Below are 17,178 nucleotides of genomic sequence, written 5' to 3'. Positions count from 1 at the left end.
CGCTGGGAAATAATCAGTTTGTAGTTGGCGATTTAGGACTAAAGCGCTAACTACAAACACAGATGTGCGATCACACCCCTCTTTATTTGCAAAGAGGGGTGAAATCAAGCTATCTAGTTAACCTTGCGTTGGAAGGTAAATGTTCTTTGAACACCAGGTGCAACCTGTCCAGTAGCAGTATTTACATACTTTGTGACATCACTGTTTACCGTGGTTCCAGTTTGATCGACGCCAGGGTTACTAGCTGGATTGCCACTGAAGAATTGGATAGTTGAAGCCCCAGAATCCTTAGCTGAACCAACAATGTTGCTAGTATCAATTTGAGTGTTGTTGTCGTTGTCTAGCGCCCAGTTGTTGCCTCCTGCCCCTACTGTACCGTCTTCAGTAATCACAACTTTGTTAGCATTCAAAATCACGTTACCGGTTCCAGCTTGAGCATCAGAAATATTTTTGTACCGAATCTGGTACTCAATAATGTTGCCTGGAGCAGGATTTCTGGGTACATCAGCAACTGCTGAATTTGGATCAATAACAGCGCCAGTAATAGGATTTGTGTAAGATGGTGTAGACTCAAAATCACCCTGATTTGCACCAACAGCTGGCCCAGTTCCTTGTAAAACTCGTGACACTTTCACCAATTGTAAAAAGCCAGTGTAGACGCGATCAATGGAGATGTTATTGACTTCACCAGTATCAACTGCACCATTACTATTACTGTCAATAAAGGCAGTAACAAATACTGGGAAGCCCTTACCGATATCAGTCGATAGTTTCGTACCAGCTGGTAGGTCAACTTCTAGACCATAATTAACACTGGCACCAGCAGCAACACCAGAGACTTTAACTGGTGTATTACCGGTTGCTATGGTAAAAATACCAGTAGTACTATTGTAAGTATAAACAGCAGATTGATTGTTATAGGTAACAGTCACCTTTGTACCAGTTGGCAAATCTGTAGCTGTTGCTGGTGCGGTTGGCACTATTGTGATGTCGTTAGTGGCAGTACCGTTGTTCTGAATTGTGTTAGTGAAACCAACTGATTGTGGGTCAAGTGTACTACCAGGTGCTGTGTTAGGAGGAACAAAGGCAGATTTGTTCGTGAAGTCGTCGTTGTTCCCCGTTAGCCCAGTGGCATCCGGTGCATTATTTGGCCCATTTAAAACTGAGTTTGCTGCGGCGACTGAAACAGTATAAACGTTGACATTTCCTGTTACAGAATTAGCACCTTGGTTGTTATTACCTGTGTCAGTATTGGCGGGAGTACTGGCATAATAACCAGAGTCAGGTGCAGTAGGAAAGGCTCCAGTAGTGGGGTTGATATTATCTGGGTTTTGGTCACCTGAATCGTCGAAGAGTAGGGCGCTAGTTGGATTACCAGCAGTTTTACCGAACACTTGAGCAATGTTGTTAACATTTGTTGCTGTCGTTCCTGTAATTCCAGTGGTCGTTACTTGGACTGTAAAGCCTGTAACGGTTGTCCCTGTGGCAACTGAAGAGATAGAGCTAGGATTGTTAATAAAACCAACCCGTGTCACATTGGCTGGTGCTGTAGTGTTCCACTGAGCCTGATCAGCAGTTGTAGTTGTAGGATCGGCAGTGTAAACGACTATCCATCCTGGAGGAGCGGTTGGAGTCCCATTAAGAGTTGTGGATGCTGGAAGTGCATCAGAAACTAAGATGCGAGTAACTGTACTATTATCTACATTGATACTTGTACCAGCTAAAGCTGCGGGCGTTAGCCCCCGATTGGTTACGTCATTGCTCTCAACTCGCAAGCTTAAGCCATAAGTCAGCACATCATCATTGAGTACGGAAGGAACACCAGCGTTGTAGCCTGTCCGAGTTTTGAGTATTGTGGCTAGAGCAACGGTTTGAACAGTGTTGCCCACTTGAATTTGCTGGGTAATACTAGCTTCTCGTGTACCGTTAATTGGTGCGCCAGTAACTTCCCCAGCACTTCCATCAGCGTTATCTACAGTATAAACGTCACCACCATCGGGACTCCGCAGTTGGTTTTGGGCATCACCAGGAGTGTTACCAAGGGTAACTTTAATTAGGTTACCCGATTGAGCGCCAGTCTGTACAGTCACTGGCACACGCACCAACACAGTACCACTAACCGGAATTGAGGGTGTATCTACACCACCTGCTGTTACGTTTGTCCAACTTGCACCACCATCAGTACTGTATTGCAGTGTGCCACTAGCTGGTGTTGCATTATTTTTATCAGCAGGAAGTACACCAGAAACTGTACCAGGCCCAGTTGTTGTTGCTTGGTTAGGAATGTGGAATTTGGTGGGGTCGTTACCTACGTTCGTTAGGGTGTAGGTGTAGGTTAGTAAATCACCAACTGCAACAGAGCCACCATTGTTATCTGTAACACCCGACGCGGTGACAGTAATACCAGCAACCTCTGCTACAGTCACAGTAACAGTGTTAGAGGTGGAATTTATGGTTGTCCCTGGCGCGTTGGGATCTTCGTAGGTTGCTGTCGCCGTGTTACTGATAGATTGACCACCAGCTGTACCTTCAGCTAGTACAGGTGCAATAAATTGGAAAAGGCTACTAGTTAACAATGCTGTTGCTACTAGAGATTGATAACGCTGGCGCTGCTTGTTGACAGATTTCTTTCGGTTTACCATAGAAATAGTTTGTTTATTTGCTGAACTTGTATCTTGGATTTTGAGACAGGATAAAGTTCGGCAATTCCTTAAAGAATTACCGATTAGACGAGCCAAAACCTTAATGTTTCGGGGATGTCTATTTGAGGAGTTAACTTATTGGCTACTCCTGAAAAACTAGATTAAGGCAATAGGCAGAAAAGTTATTGCCTACTTGTTTTACGCTTAACGTTGCTTATCAAGATAAGCGATCGCAAATATGGGTAACTTAACTACTGTGTTTTGCTGAATCGTTGATGTAAATAGAAATGTAGCTTTTGTAGCAAAAAAAAACTTCCGTAGAAATAAGTAATTTCTTGATCGATGAATTAGTGCATCAAAGCTGAAAAATAAACTCCATTTTGGCGACACATATAGCAATTTTGGTGGTTTAATCAGACATTAAAAAGACTAAAACTTATATATAGAAATTGTTTTGAGTTTTTGCTATCATGTATGCTTCCTACCTTGTAGAGTCATTTAGATAAAAAAATAGAAGTTTAACTAAGTGATCTAGATCACTGAAAATTGGATAGTGATTTCAATAAATGCAAACTAATCATAGATGTAATGCAATTTAATCATATTAAAGATCGGTGTTAAGACTGAGTACCTGAAGCTATTATTTGATTTTGCAACAATGATTGCATAAGTATAGATACTTGTTATAACGTTCATGAATATAAAAATTTACAGAAATTATTTTTTCAATACTAAGAATACCCGACATTTTTAGTCGGGTATGTTTGACTGGTATTTTTGCTCGTGTTAGTATCAGGCGACAGCAGACAGACAAACAGGGAAAAGCTAGTTTATGACTCAGGCAATCAAAACCCAAACCCAAACCCAAACCCAAACCCAAACCAGCACTGCCTACTTTAAAGCCTTGACGTGTAAAGAATGTGGTGCGGAATATGAACTCAAAGCCAGTAACGTTTGTGAGTTATGTTTTGGCCCTTTAGAAGTCAAGTATGACTACAGCGCCCTCCGTCTAACTGTCACTCGTGAAACTATTCAAGCCGGGCCAAATTCAATTTGGCGCTATCGTCCCTTTTTGCCTGTTGCAACTGACAATGTTATAGATGTGGGAACGGGTATGACTCCCTTGGTTCGTTCTCACCGCCTTGCCCGTCGCCTGGGTCTAAATAAGCTTTATATAAAAAATGATGCCGTTAATATGCCCACCCTTAGCTTTAAGGATCGGGTAGTTTCAGTTGCTCTATCGAGGGCGCGAGAGTTGGGTTTTACTACCGTTTCTTGCGCTAGCACTGGTAACTTGGCAAATTCTACAGCTGCGATCGCAGCTCATGCCGGTTTAGACTGCTGTGTGTTCATCCCCGCAGATTTAGAAGCCGGTAAAATTATCGGTAGCCTGATCTACAGTCCCACTCTGATGGCCGTCAAGGGCAACTACGATCAAGTAAATCGCCTTTGTTCGGAAGTTGCTAATACACATGGCTGGGGTTTTGTCAACATTAATCTGCGTCCTTATTACTCTGAAGGTTCCAAGACGCTAGGTTTTGAAGTTGCGGAACAACTAGGCTGGGAACTACCGGATCATGTTGTTGCTCCCTTGGCTTCTGGTTCACTCTTTACAAAAATTTATAAAGGGTTCCAAGAATTTATCGAAGTTGGTTTGGTAGAAAACAAGAGCGTCCGTTTCAGTGGCGCTCAAGCTGAAGGTTGTTCACCTATCGCCCAAGCCTTTAGAGAAGGACGCGACTTTATTAAGCCAGTAAAACCAAATACAATTGCTAAATCGTTAGCGATCGGTAATCCAGCAGACGGCATTTATGCTGTGGAGTTAGCTAAGAAAACTGGTGGTAACATTGAATCAGTCAATGATGCAGAAATTATTGATGGCATCAAGCTGCTGGCAGAAACCGAAGGCATCTTTACAGAAACAGCTGGTGGTACAACTGTGGCCGTGCTGAAAAAACTTGTAGAAGCTGGCAAAATTGATCCAGATGAAACCACCGTGATTTACATTACCGGTAATGGTCTGAAAACTCAAGAAGCAATCCAAGGCTACGTTGGCGAACCCTTGACTATTGATGCTAAACTCGATAGTTTTGAACGTGCGCTAGAGCGATCGCGTACTCTGGATCGCTTGGAATGGCAACAAGTCCTCGTTTAGTTATGAGTTAAGAGTTATGAGTTTTTTATTCATAACTCTTAACTTTATTCCTAACTCCTCAGTCCTCATTTTTCACTTTGTACTTCTATGGCTGTAACAGTTTTAGTTCCTACGACTCTTCAGAATTTGACTAATAATCAAGCTACTCTCGAATCTAGCGGTAGCACTATTGCTGAATTATTAGACTCTTTAGAACAAAGCTTTCCTGGGATAAAATCGCGGTTGTGCGATGAAGAAGGAAAGCTACGTCGGTTTGTAAATTTTTACGTTGATAGCGAAGATATCCGCTATTTAGATGGTATCAACACAACACTGAAAGATGGTGATGAAGTAAGTATTGTCCCTGCTGTCGCTGGTGGTTAATACTATTTATCTCGTCTTTTATTTGGCTTGCTAGTTGGAAAAATCGTTTTAATGCAAGTTCTGGACGTAAAAATCCTTCTAGTTATTTTATTGAATTTAACATCTAATCAATCTGCCATAGCCTTTAGCTTATGGCAGATTGATTTTCTATTTTAGTATTCGGCTATACTAAAGTAATTTTATATCAAGTTTCAGGATCTTTGCACACATCCTATGGGAAGATGCCCCATGAATAAATAATGAGTAAATTAATTCGGGATGTTGTTATGCACTGGATTTATATAGAGGTTTGGTTCACCGCCAAACCTTATTTTTATATCTATTTAAAATGCGGCATGGTGTATAGAAAATTGAGTATTGGGGATTGAAAAAGAAATTTCATTGGTTTTTGTGGTCAATTGGCTACAAGTATTTGTCAATACTTAAGTTAAATAATATTTATGTGCAAACGGAATTAAAAAAGAAAAGTACTCCGTAGAATGCCAACAGTAACTGAGTCACTATCTGGTGTGTGACCAGGCTCGATGATATGAATTATTCCTGGTGTAATGCTGATATTATCTGTTAGCTGAAAACGATAAAATGCCTCAATTTGAGTGGTCGTACCTGGTTGTCCACCTGCACGTCCTAAACCAGTATTGATAAAATCAGGAACATTATTCCCTACAGGTAAGTTGCTACTGGTGATTTTAGGAGGTTGACCGACATAAATTCCCCCCAAATTTCCTTTAGCAAATAAATCAGGGAAATTCAGAAACACCATATAATTTGTCGTCTCTACATTTCCCGATTGCCCAGGAATATAAGATTTAGTATAACCACCCCATGCACCTGCGCTAATGCGGGGAGAAATTTGCCAAGTTACAGTCGCACCTACGGCGTTAGTTTGCAGTGGTGCTGATTTTCCGGTAGTGGTATTAACTGTAGTTAAGCATTCATCGCCAACAAAGGTTAGCAAACAACCATCCGAAGAGTAATTGTTAACGTAATACAAACTTAAATCTAGAGTATCGGTTGGTGTCAGCAGCAATTGCACACCTGTAGTGGTGGTTCCATCAAATAAACCGCTACCTTTACCGGGATTTCCTGGTTGATAACTAGTATAAATTGCCTGCAAACTAGCGCGTTTAGCAAATTGCCAATCAATAGCTATACCACCGTGACCGTATCCCATATTTAAAATTGGGTTTCTTTGGGCAAAATAAGACAACGGCCCTGTTGCAGCACTTTCTACCCGATTGGGGCCTCGGAAAGCAGATGGCATACTTACGCCTTCTGTTCCCACCATTACTGCTAATTTATCTGTCACCAGCCAATGAAAATTGAGGTCACTTACAATTAAGCTATCTGTAGGAAATTCGTAGCCAAGTAAAACATCATTCCGGGAAACACTATTGGTAAATCTAGGTGTAGTTTTTCCTTTACCATCTAAAAGACCTGTAAATAAATAACTACGGGGAGTGATTTGACTAGTTAAATATAGTTGCGCCAGGGATATGACATTAGTGTTTGTCCCCGCATCATCTGTATCTTTTTGTCCATCTCTAAGATTTACATCACCACGATTGCTAGTCCGTCCTTGAATACCAACTATTAGTAGTCCACTGAGTTTGGTTGTTGTTGAGAATTGGTTGGCTTCGATTTCGGCGGTTTTGGTTTCTAAACTATCGACACGACCCCGCAAAGTTGCTAATTCAGGTGTAAATTCTGACTGCAATTTTTGTAATATTGCTAAATCTTCGCGGGTGACCAACTCGCTGGTAGCTGTAGTAATTAATTCGTTGACTCTATCTAAACAAGCATTCACCCCGGCGGCGAATTCATACCGAGTTAAGGCGCGATTACCGCGATAGTTGCTATCTGGATAGCCAGCTATACAACCATAACGTTCTACCAAAGACTGTAATGCTTGGAATGCCCAATCGTTGGGTTGTACATCCTTGAGTTGAGAAACCGATGTAACTTGCGCCATCGGATTTACTGGGGAGAGGGAAGAAGAATTTAAATCTATACTCTCCTGCGCCTGAGTAGTTCCTGTGTACTCTTGTGCTAGTGCTTTTTGTGCAACTCCATTTACTCCCGCAATTAGTAACCATGCGAGCATCCAGATTTTGCTATGACTGTGGCTAATAAGTCTACCTTTCAACTTTTTACACTCTGCTCACATACTTAAGTGAAAAGTGTATTCGCGATTATCTAGCATTCACATGGGAAAATTTACGGATTTTGTCCCAAATTAGACTTAATCTTTCTGGGCAACTTCTGAAAGGACGAGTATAACAGGGTATTAGGTAATGGGGAGTGGGGAAGAGGCAGGGGAGCAGGGAGTAGGGAGAAAAGGAGAAGAGTTTTCCCGCCCCTCTGCTTGTTTTCAATGCTCAATGCCCAAAAATATCCACTGGATTGATTGAAAACTAATATGCCAAATCGCTCACGTAAGCTGACGCCAAAAACCTCTAAACAAAATAAACCTCATGCAGGTATCGTGAAACGCGTCGTTAAAAAACGCCAGAAAAAGCTAAAACGGGGAAGTTGGTTGTCGTCAATGCTAGCGATCGCACTTCTCTTCAGTAGTGCTAGTCTAATTATGGCTTTTGCCTGGATTAGTGTTCTCTTCATCTTCAATCCAGATCAGGTAAGCTGGCTAAATAAAATTTTACCTGTATGGGCACAAATCCCTCTTGGTAAGAACGAACGCCCCCAAACTCTCAAACAAATTCAACTCGATTTGAGTAAAAAAAACCAAATATTTGGCGAAACTCTGCCTTTAAATCAAAATGTGGAAAACTCCTTTTTATTGCCAGTTTTTCAACAGCGTGCTAATTGTCAATCTGATTGTGAAGAACTGGTGGAACTCAGGGTTTATGAACGCTCAGAAGAGTTAGAGTTTAAATCTCAGTCAGAAAATTACTACTATTTAGCAACTCAATTACCTGTAACTGGGCCAGAAGAATCCTTTGTAATTTCTTCTTCGCTTGATGGGACATCAGAACTCCAGGATATCAGCATTCCCCTACCTTTAACTGAAGTGCAACGCTTTGAAGGTGCGACACCATCACCAGGGGTTTGGTTTGATTTGCACGGTCAACGCCAACAAGGAACTGCTGCAATCCGCTACGGTCACGTCGTCTACTACAATCCAGAACGCAGGAATTTACTACAAATGCTGTCTTGGACTAGTCCTAATGGACAATTGCCCAAATGGCGGCAGGTAACTGGTGATGGTACAAAAGAGTTAGTTCTCGATCAAACTATAGGTTTAGAACCCCACCTTCAGGTTTACCAAGTCAAGCCTCTAAAGTTATTCCTCAAACCAATTCAATTGGAGGCGATTACCCTCAAATCACCAGCTCTCAAGGATTATGCATACCAAAACGCTTTGTCAATTGCCCGTAGTGGACTGTGGACACCAGCCTTTGAATGGTTAAAATTTATCAAGAAACAGTACAAAGGAGTTCTACTAAAGGAGGCGCAAGCACAAATGGATTTGATTCGCTTGCACTCTCAACTTACTAAAACCCAAGCCGAGAAAATTTGGGCAAGTCCTAGTCAAGAAGTGCTGGCAGATTTGATTGATGGTCGCTGGGGGAAAGCTTTACAGGTATTTGAAGCATCGCCACATAACGCCCAAGAAATTGCTACCCTACTGAAAGTTGATAAAAAACGATTGTGGAATCGCACAGTGGCGGCGTTGCGGGTCAACCCAGATAGACTAGAGGTGCAAGCTTGGTTCGCCTTGATTTTAAAAGTTCAGCAGGGAGAAGAACATGCTAATTCATGGTTAAAGGCGCAACCAAAAATAACAAAAGATAATCTCGCTTATATTCAAGGTCTGTTAGCCAGACTCAATGGTGAGGGTACATCGCAAATATCCTCTACTCACCCTAGTCAAATTGTTGGTACAGTCCAACCAATCACTCAAGTTACCAACACCGACTGGCTACAACCAAATTCCTCAGTAGATTTGAAACTCACAGATAACCAATGGTATCAGGTGGAGGTAAGTACATTTCATGACGGTAAACGCTGGCTAAATTCACCTTTTGAGAATTTCAACCCACCCAAAACTGACACCGCCAAATTTTTATGGAAAACTTTGGGAATTAGTTCTGACCCAGAAATTCAAATTGTGGTCTGGTTGCCAAATGGAGAACAAGAAATTACTATAGCCGCTATCAAAGCGGTGCAACTACGGGGTAAAGTTTTGCGCCTATTAGCTGCTGGCCCAAAAATCCCAGAGAATCAAAACGATGTTCTCCAACCCAAACCTTTAGCCTTGACAAATGCAGCACTGGAATGGGTACAACCATCTCCCATCACTCTACAACAACTGCATCAACAAAATCCTCAAGCGGTGAAGGTAATGTTATCGAGTGTGTGGAAATCTTTACAGCAATCTGATGAAGTTCCGGGTGGTGCTATTCCTAGTTTTGAGCAGATGCAGGAAAAATTGGGTGATTGGCCCGTTCAAGTGATTGATTTAACAAATAATGCTCAACCAGAAATAATACTGACTATTTCAGCAGGCGCAATAGCATCTTTGAATCAGCCTACACCTGAAAGTCAGGGGAAAAACCCAGAGCAACGACGTGACCGGACTATAATTTTGTCTGATAGCAATAAAGTTATCTACACTGATTTTACAGGAAATGACTTACAAAGACTATCTGCGATCGCCAAGCTTTCAGGGGTGCAATCCTTAGCTTTATTAGTCGAGAATGCTCATAACTACAGTTTGAGGCGCTGGTCAGAGAAAAATCAGCGCTTTGAATAGCACGCCCCTTACTCAAATTTACCCCTCACTTAAATTTAGATTAGAGAGGGGAAAAGCGTAGGCGTAGCCCGTCGTAGACATCGCTATCTCCAAAACTGACTTATTCTTTTTGGTCGGTTTCGGCTAGACGTTGGTGCTTTAAATTTTCCAACTGCTGCAACAGAGAGTCTACCTCTGCTTGTAAATGCATAAATTTAGCTTGCTGATCCTCTTGATAATAAGACTTGGTTAACTTACTGACCCAGTTAGCCTGGGACTCGCGATCGGAAACACTAGGTAAACAAGTAGGCATCGCTAATCAAATCCAAAACTTAACTCACACCATTAGAAATATTATAATATTGCTTTTTTAAGCTTTATTAAAATATTGTATATTTTCAATCAATTACTCTAATGGATTTCAGGTTCAATCATAAGAGACGGCGATCATAATGGCTGTGTTCCTGAGAAAACATTGCCCGAAGTGTGCAAAGCTTCCGTCCACTCAATGGTACTTAGCAATACTTAATTAATAGCCTGCCAATTCTAGTTGTATTAATTTTTCTTGCTGTTCTTGAGCAATTTACGTAAAAAATTCCCTGTAAATTATATTAAATTACGCCAAATAAGAAAAAAATGTAGGGCAAACCACTTGCCGTTCGTGTAAAGTCTTTGTACCACTTGCCTATCGCACACTCCGCGAACGTAGAAGCAAGTTAGCAAGAGCGTCTTTGTCAGGAGAAGGATAAAACTACCGCAAAGGAAACCATAGGTTACTGCGTATTTTAACTCAAAAATGAATGAAATAAGGTATTAAAATACACATAAAATAGTCGCGGCTCGCCTGTCACAAAAGTGGCTTTTTGCAAAGTAGGAATAAGTGTTTCAGGGAGTTATTACGTGAATACCACAGATTTGTCTATCATTTTTCACTTTGTCAGCATCCCCAGGTCGCCGTGGCGGTTATGATAAACTGACAGTCGAAATAAAATAAAAATGGCAAAATCAAACGCCTGCACCACAAAAAATAATATTCTTAAATAATATTCTTTTGGAATTAGGGACTTTTAACTGGAAATTAGTAAAGAAAAATTCGTTTTCTTCCTCTTCCCGATTTTGCCCTTCCCTATGCGAGCCTTTCTAAATATCCAATCCTTTACATTAAAAAATTTTAAATCCCGTGACTTTGAGCCTGTCTGTAGCTAAATCTCATCGCCAACCCTGGCCCGGACTGATAGAAGCCTATCGAGAATATTTGCCTGTTAGCGAAAAAACTCCGATTGTCACTCTGTTGGAGGGTAACACACCCCTAATACCAGCGCCTGCGATCGCAGAACGCATTGGCAGACAAGTGCGGGTTTTTGTAAAATACGACGGTCTCAATCCCACCGGCAGCTTCAAAGACCGGGGGATGACTATGGCAATTTCCAAAGCCAAGGAAGCTGGCGCAAAAGCAGTAATTTGTGCCAGCACGGGTAATACCTCAGCCTCAGCCGCCGCTTATGCAAGGCGTGGGGGCATGAATGCATTTGTGCTGATTCCCGACGGTTATGTAGCGCTGGGCAAATTAGCCCAAGCTTTACTGTACGGTGCAGAAGTATTGGCAATTAAAGGTAATTTTGACCAAGCGCTAGAAATTGTCCGCGAGATGGCTGAAAGCTATCCGGTGACTTTGGTAAATTCCGTCAATCCCTATCGCCTAGAAGGACAGAAAACAGCAGCCTTTGAAATCGTCGATGCGCTGGGTGATGCGCCAGACTGGCTGTGTATCCCGGTGGGCAATGCGGGAAATATCACAGCATATTGGATGGGATTTTGTCAATATCATCAAGATGGAAAGTGCGATCGCTTACCCCGAATGATGGGATTCCAAGCCGCAGGTGCAGCCCCCTTAGTGACTGGTCAGCCAGTAGCAAATCCCGAAACCCTAGCGACAGCAATTAGGATTGGCAACCCTGCTAGTTGGGAGTTAGCGATCGCAGCCCAAACCGCAAGTCAGGGTAATTTCCACGCCGTTACCGATGCCGAAATTCTCGAAGCTTATCGACTTTTGGCAGCATCAGAAGGTATCTTCTGCGAACCTGCTAGCGCCGCTTCTGTAGCCGGGTTATTGCAGGTAAAAGACCAAATTCCTACAGGGGCGACAGTGGTTTGTGTCCTCACTGGTAATGGTTTAAAAGACCCAGATACAGCCATTAAACACAATCACAGTCAATTTAAACAGGGTATTGCAGCAAAATTGGGTGCAGTAGCCGAAGCAATGGGATTTTAAGTACTCTGGAACTAAACGCGATCGTAATAGCTAATTGAAAAATTGCGTAGGCAAACCCCACTAAAGCTATCACAGCCAGGATTTTTCAGTCTGGGGAGTGTCAAAATAATCCTAGGTAATTTTTAAACAACTAGTTGATCATCTTGTAATGACCGAAACAGACTCATGATATAAGCCTCTAAATTTATTTATGGGGATTATTAATTTTGAATTTTGAATGCGTGAATTTTGAATTCGGAGGGAAGCGACGTGACTCATTCTACTGATATTGCCACTTTAGCCCGGTGGATGGCAGCTGACTTTAGCAATCAAGAACAAGCTTTTGAAAATCCGCCTTTTTATGCCCACATTCGTGTGTGTATCCGTCCCCTTCCGTTGGAATTGTTCTCTGGAGTAAGTTTGTTTCTCGAACAAGCTTATGATTTTATGCTCAATCAACCCTACCGGATGCGGGTAATGAAGTTGATTCCGGCAGAAAACCACATTGTTATTGAACACTACACGGTTAAAGAAGAACAAAAATTTTACGGCGCATCTCGTGATCCCGAACGTTTAAAAGTTTTATCCGTTGACCAATTGGAAAAAATGTCAGGTTGCAACATGGTTGTAGAGTGGACAGGTAACAGCTTTAAAGGCAGGGTTGAACCTGGAAAATGCTGCATTGTGGTTCGTGACGGCAAAAATACTTATCTGGATAACGAATTTGAGATTGACGCTCAAGAATTTTTCAGCCTTGATCGCGGAAGAGATTTAGACACCGATGAACGTCTCTGGGGTTCTATCGCCGGCCCATTTCACTTTGTCCGATGGGGTAGTTTTGCCGATGAAGTCAAGGTGTGAGGAGTGAGGAGTGAGGAGTTAGCAGTGAAGAGTGAGGAGTGAGGAATTAAAACTCATAACTCATAACTTATTTATGGTCAACTTGGATCAGGACTTTTTAGCGATCGCCTAAAGACTACCATCCTAACCATCTCTACCTCAAAAACTTTGGATTTGGTTCATGATGTCCATTTAGCGATCGCCTAAAGACTACCAGAAACTCTAGTTAAGCCATTATCTCTACGTCAGAATCCTATGCTATTATGGGTTAACTAGCGCCCTATGGCTACTAAGATATCTTATAAATATTAAAGTAGTTCAAGGAATTGTGCTGTGGCGGCATAGCCAAGTGGTAAGGCAGAGGTCTGCAAAACCTCCACCCCCGGTTCAAATCCGGGTGCCGCCTTCAAAGAAATATAAGCATTACAGGGCTTAAAAGCCCTTTTTTAATGGTAGTTGTAGGGCTTGTTTCCAGAGCCTTCCAATATTTTTGGGGTAATTTTGGGTAGTTTGGGTAAAGAACAGGGGTAAAACTGGGGTAAAGTGAAAGGATAAAGGTGTTTACCCCAGTTAATTACCCTTATGGAATCTCAAAAATCTCAAAGTATTGCCCGTCGGGGTTCAGTGTAGATTAAGAACTCTAACGGCAGTCTCCAATTAGTTTTTTCTCATCCTATTGTACACCGACGGGAGAGCTAAAAACCAAGCGTTTCTACCTTTCGACAAGGCACTACGATACACCTTTAGGAAGACACCAAGCATCGACTTTAGCGGCAACAATTCAGAGGGATATTGACTATGGAGAGTTTGATGCCAGTTTAGCTAAGTACAAACCAGCAGCTTCATTAAGCACCGTTAGCCCAATTACGCCAATTAGTCCTTCAGCTACCCCCCAATATGACTTGGGAGAATTATGGAAAAAATACGCTGAGTTTAAAAAACCACAGATTAGTCCTTCTACTTATGCGGTTGACTACCGCAAGTATCGCAATCACATTGCTAAGTTACCAACTAAAACTTTAGATGATGCGATCGCAATTCGAGACTATTTACTTGCAAATCTCGGTGCTAATGCCGTCAAACGTACTTTGACAAATATAAATGCTTGCTGTGATTGGGCACTTAAAAGTCAGCTAATTGAATCCAATCCCTTTCAAAGTATGGCAAAAGACATTCAGATGCCGAAGTCAGAATCAGCAGAATATGAAATTAATCCCTTTACTAAGGAAGAACGGGATAGCATAATTCAAGCATTTGAGGAGAGCAAACTCTACAGCTACTATGCTCCTTTAGTAAAATTATTATTTTTTACTGGGTGCAGACCATCAGAAGCGATCGCTCTACAATGGAAGCATATCAGTGATAAATACATTACCTTTGAGCAAGCAATTACAATCAGTACTAAAGGGTTAGCTCTTAAAGATGGATTAAAAACCCAAAGCCAAAGACGTTTTCCGATTAATAATCAGCAACGTGAAATTTTAGACTCTATCAAACCTGAGAACTGTAATCCGGATGATTTTATCTTTAGAAGCAAGAAAGGCGGCATAGTAAACTTTGGAGATTTTCTCAATCATGTCTGGAAAGGTTATAAAAATCATCGTGGTACACATATAGATGGAATCGTAACTCAACTTGTAAAACAACGTGTAGTAAGCGAATATCGCAAACCTTACCAATGCAGGCATACTTTTATTACTCTTTGCCTAGAAGCTGATATTGATGCGAAGGATGTAGGAAGGTGGGTTGGTAACTCTCCAGAAATTATTTACAAGCATTACGCAGGTAATAAACGTAACCTACAGATGCCAGAATTATAAATTTGTTGAATTAAAATATAGGCGATCGCCTACAAAGCAATTGTGTCCCAATAGGAGGTCTTTTAATAGATACGCTAGCCTATACTTTTATTGGCAATTGGGAATATAGAGATAAATCATAGTTCTTTTTGATTTTTGAAATTATTTGCGTAGGGAGGGAGTAGGGAGTGGGAAAGAAGCCTTTTCGGGATGTACTGATTTTTTTCAGAAATCAAATACGAGTCCTAATATATGAGCTATAGCTCAAATACATGAGAAACTGGCTATTGTTCGGAAAAATTGAAAAACTAAAAAAATAGACGTTGCATAAATGCGGGATGAATCACTCAAATACAGGTATTTCGCTATACTTAAAATAATGAAGTAATAATCGAATTGGACAATATACAGTAGAATGCCTCAATTCATCCCTTGATTACGCAACCCCAGTGCAGACTATCAGAAGCGATCGCCCTACAATGGAAGCATATCAGCGACAAATGCATTACATTTGAGCAAGCATTTAAAATCCCTAAAGATTTAAAATCCCTAAAGAGCTTATTCCATAATACTTTTGACTTTTGACTTTAAATTTTTGACTTCCGCCTTGCGGTACTAGCCCTCAAAGATGGATTGAAGAGCGGGAATATCGTAAACCTTACCAATGCAGACAAACTGGCAACAACTTGATTTGACAAACAGTGGAAGTAAATAATCCTGCACTTCCCTAACCCCAATTTCTTTGATGATAGCAATGAAAATTGCCTGCACCTAAAAAATGGTAGTGGTGTTTCCTCATCACCAATTATATGCTGAGAGGATAGTCAATAACTAACTATCAAGTTCGTCATCTGCACTTTATGATAGGTGTCAAATTCACTGATTTGAATAAAACTTCTACATAAACACACACTGATGCAGCTTGATTTGCTTGAATAGCTATATTGATAGGACATTGATACGAGAGCAATTCACAATCCTGATTATGGCAAGTAAATTCATTGATGTTAGGGAATATACTGTCAGGGCACACAAAAGACAGATTCATACTCGTGTTTTCCAGTTTGTCTGTAAAGAGTGTAACGATCTGACAAAGCGCGAGACTTTCGGGCCTCGACCCTTATATTGTGAGAGATGTCGCCCTCCCCAACCGCCTAAGAAATCCCAGCCAGCATCTCACAAAGCAAAACCCAGAGCAATGTCTTACAAAAGTGACATCGATTTAAATTGATTAAAGCCTTATGACTCAAAATGGACAATTAGAACCACCTCCAGGTACTTTTCTCTCACCATTGTTGGAATTGCGAGACTATTATGCTCGCCTCACAGAAGAGTATGAACGCCTCTTTGTGCAGGCGCGATCGCAGCTGGATCATGTAGAAGCGTTGTTGTCTAACTGGTCTTTTTCTGATGACAGTAAACAGATATCAAGTCTGACGGCGGCTGATGAAACTTCAGATGTTCCCCAAGAAGGTCCTCTGCGGTTTTTATCACCTCTTGATGATATCGACGAAATCAACTTGGTGAAGCCTGTAGAGTCAGAACTTACAGACAAAGACTTGGTTGAGATCGATAATTCTTTTTCTGCTGTTGATACAAAAGAGGGTCAACCTTCAATTACATCGCCAGATCCAAAGATCGCCCCAGAGAACAACGATAGTTCAACAAAGGTGGCCGAAATCCCCATGCTACCCCAGTATAATCACGCTGTTACCCGAATGGAAGCCATAAAACAGCTATTGCAAGAGCAGATAGGTACTGTGTGTCATATCGATTTTATCGTGCGATCGCTTTATGGAGAGTTAGATTCCAATCTATTCAAAGTAGTTAAAGGTCGGGTTCAATCTTCCCTCACCCAAGGCAGAGAAAGGAATTACTGGGTAACTATTCCTGATGAGCCAGGTTGTTATACTCTGGATTTAAGTTTGGTAGCCCCAAGTAACCGTAATGGTGCTTCTAAGAGCATCAAAAACAAAAACAAGAAGCCTTTTGTACCCCCGACAAAAGCAGTACCGATGCTCAAAACCTTTGAGGGTCAATTCTTAATTGATGCCCTCACCTCTCTGTTTGAAGAAAATCCAGGTAAAGTTTTCAGCGTTGCTGAAGTCATTGCCGGAATTTATGGAGAACTAGATTCTCAGCAACTTCGAGAGGTCAAAAATAAAGTGCTGAACGAATTATCTAGAGGCTATCGAACAGGCAGATTCTCTAGGGTTCCTAACCAAATTGGCTTTTATACTTGGGACTCCAATATGATATTGGAGGGTAGTTCTCGGTAAATGGGCGTGGGGAAGAGGCAGAAGGGCTCTTAGCTGGGGGAAAGGGGGAAACTTTCTCCCCTGCCCCAATTCTTCTTTTCCATCCTCCTTGTCCCC

General features: G+C 41.5%; 11 protein-coding genes and 1 tRNA gene. 9 read left to right on the top strand and 3 right to left on the bottom strand.

The window, feature by feature from the left end:
- Positions 1-113: 113 nt before the first annotated feature.
- Complete coding sequence (locus tag ACFE90_RS09065; RefSeq protein WP_375499712.1) at positions 114-2,642, bottom strand: beta strand repeat-containing protein; 2,529 nt, start codon at positions 2,640-2,642, stop codon at positions 114-116.
- 832 nt (positions 2,643-3,474) lie between these two features.
- Between ACFE90_RS09065 and thrC (ACFE90_RS09060) the strand changes: the two genes are divergently transcribed.
- Together thrC (ACFE90_RS09060) and ACFE90_RS09055 are read left to right on the top strand one after the other, a co-directional pair.
- Entirely contained in the window at positions 3,475-4,797 is a 1,323-nt protein-coding gene (thrC, locus tag ACFE90_RS09060; protein WP_375499710.1) for a threonine synthase, read from the top strand.
- Positions 4,798-4,884: 87 nt separating this feature from the next.
- Positions 4,885-5,160 carry a ubiquitin-like small modifier protein 1 gene (locus ACFE90_RS09055; protein WP_229474485.1) on the top strand — a complete coding sequence of 92 codons (276 nt, stop codon included), beginning with the start codon at positions 4,885-4,887 and terminating at the stop codon, positions 5,158-5,160.
- Positions 5,161-5,614: 454 nt separating this feature from the next.
- Here ACFE90_RS09055 and ACFE90_RS09050 read toward each other — a convergent pair whose 3' ends face one another.
- Complete coding sequence (locus ACFE90_RS09050; RefSeq protein WP_375499707.1) at positions 5,615-7,264, bottom strand: iron uptake porin; 1,650 nt, start codon at positions 7,262-7,264, stop codon at positions 5,615-5,617.
- A 315-nt stretch (positions 7,265-7,579) separates the two neighbouring features.
- Between ACFE90_RS09050 and ACFE90_RS09045 the strand changes: the two genes are divergently transcribed.
- Positions 7,580-9,934, top strand: a complete 2,355-nt coding sequence (locus ACFE90_RS09045; protein ID WP_375499705.1) for a hypothetical protein — start codon at positions 7,580-7,582, stop codon at positions 9,932-9,934.
- Positions 9,935-10,034: 100 nt separating this feature from the next.
- On the opposite strand, the gene ACFE90_RS09040 is transcribed toward ACFE90_RS09045, so the two are convergent.
- Positions 10,035-10,226: a hypothetical protein gene (locus tag ACFE90_RS09040; RefSeq protein ID WP_375499703.1), complete on the bottom strand. Its 192-nt coding sequence runs from the start codon at positions 10,224-10,226 to the stop codon at positions 10,035-10,037.
- A gap of 867 nt (positions 10,227-11,093) precedes the next feature.
- Here ACFE90_RS09040 and thrC (ACFE90_RS09035) point away from each other — a divergent pair.
- The 6 genes from thrC (ACFE90_RS09035) (at position 11,094) to ACFE90_RS09010 (ending at position 17,082) form a co-directional block, all read left to right on the top strand.
- Positions 11,094-12,185 (top strand): threonine synthase, encoded by a 1,092-nt coding sequence (gene thrC / locus ACFE90_RS09035; RefSeq protein WP_375499701.1) that lies wholly within the window; start codon positions 11,094-11,096, stop codon positions 12,183-12,185.
- 249 nt (positions 12,186-12,434) lie between these two features.
- Positions 12,435-13,025, top strand: coding sequence for a chromophore lyase CpcT/CpeT (locus ACFE90_RS09030; protein ID WP_375499699.1), 591 nt, complete (start codon positions 12,435-12,437; stop codon positions 13,023-13,025).
- Between the two features lie 314 nt (positions 13,026-13,339).
- Positions 13,340-13,410, top strand: a tRNA-Cys gene (locus tag ACFE90_RS09025).
- A 496-nt stretch (positions 13,411-13,906) separates the two neighbouring features.
- Positions 13,907-14,824 carry a tyrosine-type recombinase/integrase gene (locus ACFE90_RS09020; protein WP_375499697.1) on the top strand — a complete coding sequence of 306 codons (918 nt, stop codon included), beginning with the start codon at positions 13,907-13,909 and terminating at the stop codon, positions 14,822-14,824.
- Positions 14,825-15,788: 964 nt separating this feature from the next.
- The gene (locus ACFE90_RS09015; protein WP_099099597.1) at positions 15,789-16,034 is read left to right on the top strand and encodes a hypothetical protein; all 246 of its coding nucleotides are present in this window, start codon (positions 15,789-15,791) and stop codon (positions 16,032-16,034) included.
- Between the two features lie 10 nt (positions 16,035-16,044).
- A complete protein-coding gene (locus ACFE90_RS09010) occupies positions 16,045-17,082 on the top strand; it encodes a hypothetical protein (protein ID WP_375499695.1) in 1,038 nt (345 codons plus the stop codon).
- The last annotated feature ends 96 nt before the right edge of the window (positions 17,083-17,178 follow it).

It is taken from the genome of uncultured Nostoc sp., assembly GCF_964245445.1.
In the GTDB taxonomy this organism is placed as follows: Bacteria; Cyanobacteriota; Cyanobacteriia; order Cyanobacteriales; family Nostocaceae; genus Nostoc.
Note: the sequence above shows the minus strand (reverse complement) of the source record. Positions and strands in the feature narration are given on the sequence as shown.

Excerpts from the sequence above, each read along its gene's own strand:
- ACFE90_RS09065 (WP_375499712.1), bottom strand. The coding sequence starts at position 2,642 with ATGGTAAACCGAAAGAAATCTGTCAACAAGCAGCGCCAGCGTTATCAA.
- thrC (WP_375499710.1), top strand. The coding sequence starts at position 3,475 with ATGACTCAGGCAATCAAAACCCAAACCCAAACCCAAACCCAAACCCAA.
- ACFE90_RS09055 (WP_229474485.1), top strand. The coding sequence starts at position 4,885 with ATGGCTGTAACAGTTTTAGTTCCTACGACTCTTCAGAATTTGACTAAT.
- ACFE90_RS09050 (WP_375499707.1), bottom strand. The coding sequence starts at position 7,264 with ATGCTCGCATGGTTACTAATTGCGGGAGTAAATGGAGTTGCACAAAAA.
- ACFE90_RS09045 (WP_375499705.1), top strand. The coding sequence starts at position 7,580 with ATGCCAAATCGCTCACGTAAGCTGACGCCAAAAACCTCTAAACAAAAT.
- ACFE90_RS09040 (WP_375499703.1), bottom strand. The coding sequence starts at position 10,226 with ATGCCTACTTGTTTACCTAGTGTTTCCGATCGCGAGTCCCAGGCTAAC.
- ACFE90_RS09015 (WP_099099597.1), top strand. The coding sequence starts at position 15,789 with ATGGCAAGTAAATTCATTGATGTTAGGGAATATACTGTCAGGGCACAC.
- ACFE90_RS09010 (WP_375499695.1), top strand. The coding sequence starts at position 16,045 with ATGACTCAAAATGGACAATTAGAACCACCTCCAGGTACTTTTCTCTCA.